General features: G+C 65.9%; 6 protein-coding genes and 2 pseudogenes. 4 read left to right on the top strand and 4 right to left on the bottom strand.

Annotation, left to right across the window (positions count from 1 at the left end; genetic code table 11):
* Positions 1 to 209, top strand: a pseudogene (locus JWR89_RS19430) (hypothetical protein); the annotation flags it as partial.
* Positions 210 to 216: 7 nt separating this feature from the next.
* Positions 217 to 822: a hypothetical protein gene (locus tag JWR89_RS19425; RefSeq protein ID WP_299719096.1), complete on the top strand. Its 606-nt coding sequence runs from the start codon at positions 217 to 219 to the stop codon at positions 820 to 822.
* Positions 823 to 971: 149 nt separating this feature from the next.
* Here the strand turns inward: JWR89_RS19425 and JWR89_RS19420 are convergent, their stop codons facing one another.
* Complete coding sequence (locus JWR89_RS19420) at positions 972 to 1,682, bottom strand: hypothetical protein (RefSeq protein ID WP_299719094.1); 711 nt, start codon at positions 1,680 to 1,682, stop codon at positions 972 to 974.
* Between the two features lie 224 nt (positions 1,683 to 1,906).
* Here JWR89_RS19420 and JWR89_RS19415 point away from each other — a divergent pair, with 224 nt between their 5' ends.
* Positions 1,907 to 2,236, top strand: a complete 330-nt coding sequence (locus JWR89_RS19415) for a hypothetical protein (RefSeq protein ID WP_299719092.1) — start codon at positions 1,907 to 1,909, stop codon at positions 2,234 to 2,236.
* A 47-nt stretch (positions 2,237 to 2,283) separates the two neighbouring features.
* Positions 2,284 to 2,814, top strand: a complete 531-nt coding sequence (locus JWR89_RS19410) for a gamma carbonic anhydrase family protein (protein WP_299719090.1) — start codon at positions 2,284 to 2,286, stop codon at positions 2,812 to 2,814.
* Positions 2,815 to 2,996: 182 nt separating this feature from the next.
* Here JWR89_RS19410 and JWR89_RS19405 read toward each other — a convergent pair whose 3' ends face one another.
* The 3 genes and pseudogenes from JWR89_RS19405 to JWR89_RS19395 form a co-directional block, all read right to left on the bottom strand.
* Entirely contained in the window at positions 2,997 to 3,158 is a 162-nt protein-coding gene (locus tag JWR89_RS19405; protein WP_299719089.1) for a hypothetical protein, read from the bottom strand.
* Entirely contained in the window at positions 3,139 to 3,381 is a 243-nt protein-coding gene (locus tag JWR89_RS19400; protein ID WP_299719087.1) for a hypothetical protein, read from the bottom strand. Before JWR89_RS19400 ends, JWR89_RS19405 begins: the two co-directional genes overlap by 20 nt.
* A pseudogene (locus JWR89_RS19395) lies at positions 3,369 to 3,569 on the bottom strand (hypothetical protein); the annotation flags it as partial. The gene JWR89_RS19400 and the pseudogene JWR89_RS19395, both read right to left, overlap by 13 nt.

Here is a 3,569-nt window from a genome sequence, read left to right as displayed (position 1 = left end):
AGCCGGTGCCGGTCACGGTCAAGGTCGAGAAGCTGAATCCAAAGGTACTGGTGGTGCACTACGACACCATCGAACTCGATCACGGCGGCGAGGAGCGAACCGCGGTGCGCTTCGTGCTGGACAAGGCAGGCGACGTCACCGAGGTCAGTCACGACCAGACGTCGCTCGTGCAGACGCTGAACCGGCGTAACAGGGAGCGCAAGGGCTGATGACGCGATGAGCCTGCAAGCCAACATCATCGGCCTGTCGCTCGGCTACGCGCTGCTCGGGCTGCTGTTGCTGCTGGCCGTGGTGCGAACGCGATTGCCGTGGCCGCTGAAGGCGGTCGCAATCGTGGTGACCAGCGCGTTCTATGTGCTGGTGTTCTTCCGTAGTCAGGGACTGCTCGGCTGGTCGGCCTACGAGCCGCTGCCGGCGCGCTTCCAGTTGCTGTGGGTGCGCAGCGTCGAGCCCAACGTCGCGCTCGGCGAGCGCGGAGTGGTCCACCTGTGGGTCGAGGAACTCGATGACGACAATCTGCCGAGCGGGGTGCCGCGCGCGTATCGAAGGCCGTACTCCACCGCGTTGGCGCGCAAGGTCGAGAAGGCACGGACCGAGATCGCCGCCGGCCATCCGCAGGGCGGTCGTGCCGCGCAATTCGGCAGCGGCGAGGGGGAGGCCGCGCCGGGCGGGCCGCCGGGCGCATTGTTTGCCAGCGGCGAGGCGGGCGGCGATCCCTCCGGCGGCGGGCTGCTGGATTCCGCCTTCATGCGTGGCGAGTCCCAGAGCATCGAGTTCGCACCGCTGCCGGTGCCGGTACTGCCGGCGAAGGATGTGCCGTAGCGCTTTTCGTTTATCCGCTACACGCTCCGTCCTCATCCTGAGGAGCGGTCGTCTTCGACCGGGTCTCGAAGGATGGCGCCAACCGCCCATGGTTCGAGACGCGCGCCAAGTGGCGCGCTCCTCACCATGAGGACGGAGAGGGTGGCGCGTCAGCCCCGCACGCCGCTCAACTGCATCGTCAGCGTGTTCATCGCATTCCCCACGTCGCGCCATTGTTCGAGCCAGGCGCGGGGGAAGCGGAATGTCAGGTCGGCGCCGCCGATGCGGCGTTCGCTCAGGCACATACCGGGCGTGGCGGCGTCACGCGTGCAGCGCGCCGCGAGTGCCGGCGCATCGCCGAGAAACAGGTCTTCACGGCTGTACGGCGAGGCATCGCGGAACGGCCGCGTGGTCAGGCCATCCTGCGCCGGCATCAGCTGATCGACATAGCGCGGATAGATGGTACGCAGCCGCGCCTCCGGCGACAGCGCGTCGTGATGCGCCTCGATCGACAGGAAGATGCGGTCGATCGGCTGCTGGTTCTCATCGAAAGTCTCGACGCTGACATGCCGGGGCACGTTGCTCGCCTCCAGCGACGGATAGACGTAGCTGAGATCGACGCGCTCCTGTGGCCCGGAATGTTTCTGCACCTTGCGGCGGAAGGCGCCGGTGGGAACGTTGAACAGAGTGGCGCCGACGCTGACCGGAATGCGGTCGGGATCGCCCGCCTTGCGGCTCTGCCAGGTCGGCCACAGCAGATAGGCCACCGCCGCCATCGCCAGCACCGCGGTCAGGCCGCCGAACAGGATCGGGACAACGTGGCTGCGACGGCTGCAACGCCAGTGCCGCGGTCGGGTGTGGGTCGGGAACAGCAGGGACATGCGCACGCGAATGGGAGGGAAGCGGGGGGCGTACCGTTCGATTAGCCGCAAATATGCCAGCGCTTGGTTAACGCCGTGCCGCGTCGGACCGCGGGGCAAGTGATCGAGTCATGCGCCGGGCGCGGTTCCGGCGCGCGCCGTTAACCCTTTGTTAGGGATGTGGTGGCGCGCGGTTCCGGATCTTGCGATGTCAGGTGCGTTGTCGCCTGCATGAAAGTTCCTCGATGTCTCCGGATGCGCTCAATTCCCTGTTCGAACTCTGCATCGGTTTTGCCCTGGCCGGCACCCTGGCCAGCGGCTATCAGGCGCTGGTGCAGCGGCCCGCCGGATTCTCCCTGTTGAAGGGTGGCGAGGTGCCGAAGGCGCTCGCGGCCGTGCCGTTCCTGGTGTTCGCCGCCCCCTTCATCATCATGCGCAACACGCTGCTCGGCCGCGTCGATCACGGCCGCCGCATCCAGTTCGTGATGATGGCCACCGTGCTCGCCGGCTTCTGGAGCCTGATGTCGGGCACCTTCATCGTCATGACGCTGCAGGCGATCGGCCTGCTGGCCTAGACCGCGCGATCCATGGCAGTGTCTCCCGCACAGGAGAACACACCACCATGGCGATCTACGAACTCGACGGGCAGGCGCCCGATCTTCCGGCCGACGGAAATTACTTCATCGCCGATGGCGCGCAGGTGATCGGCAAGATTCGTTTGCTGGATTCGGCAAGCGTGTGGTTCGGCGCGGTGTTGCGCGGCGACAATGAATGGATCGAGATCGGCGAGGGCTCCAATGTGCAGGACAACTGCACCTGCCACACCGACAAGGGCTTCCCGCTGACCATCGGCAAGAACTGCACGGTCGGCCATAATGTGATCCTGCACGGCTGCACCATCGAGGACGGCGCGCTGATCGGGATGGGCTCGATCGTGATGAACGGCGCGCGGATCGGCCGCAACAGCGTGGTCGGCGCGGGCTCGGTGATCACCGAGGGCAAGCAGTTTCCGGAAAACTCGCTGATCATCGGCGCGCCGGCGCGGGTGGTGCGCACGCTGGCGCCGGAACAGATCGCCGCCATGAGCAGCGCTGCGCGATTCTACGCCGCCAACGGGCCGCGCTTCAAGCAGGGCTTGAAGAAGATCGGGTGATGGGTAGTGCGCGGACAGCTCATAACCGTGTCCCGGACGCGGTGCGGCATTCTTCATGCCGCTCCGCAGATCCGGGATCCCGGTTTCTTCCGCAAAACAACAGGGACCCCGGCTCTGCGGCGCACCACGCCGCCCCTGCTTCGCATCGTCAGGCGGCGCAGTGCAGCGCGTCCGGGGAACGGTTACGTTCCCTCCGACTCGTTCGCTTCCATTTCGCCGGCGACGCGTTCGTGGCCGGCGCTCCATAGCGCATGCTCTTCGCTGCCGTCCTGATAGGGATTGGCTTCGGCGGGAATGCTCTCGCGCGCGGCGCGCTCGCCTGCTTCAAAAGGATCTGTCGGCATGGCTTCGCTTCCTTGCTGATGATGGTACAGAGGCGGTGGATTTTTTGCGCGACGAGCGCGCGCTCTTGCGCAGCGCGTCCTTGAGATCGATCGGCACGCCGTGCTTCTTCAGAAGATCGGCGAATGCCTCGTCGGCGAGTTCTTGCAACGTGCCCATGCGATCGCGACCGAGTTGCACCAGCTTGTCGAGGGTGTCGTCGTCGAAGGCGATCAATTTGCGCATCTGGAGAGGCTCGGCTTGCGCCATTCCGATGGCTTGCGCATGGGATCGACGTCCTTCTTGTGGCGACGCAGCGCCTGCGCCACGCCGAGCTGTGCAAAACTGACCGGACCGCCGAAGTCGGCTGCATCGATCAGGCAATGCATGGCGGTCTGCCATTCCCTCGCCTCGCCTTCGGACTTCGGCAATTG

The organism is Tardiphaga sp. (assembly GCF_028290785.1).
Taxonomy (GTDB): domain Bacteria; phylum Pseudomonadota; class Alphaproteobacteria; order Rhizobiales; family Xanthobacteraceae; genus Tardiphaga.
The sequence above is the reverse complement of the archived record's forward strand: the minus strand, read 5'-3'. Positions and strand labels throughout refer to the sequence as shown.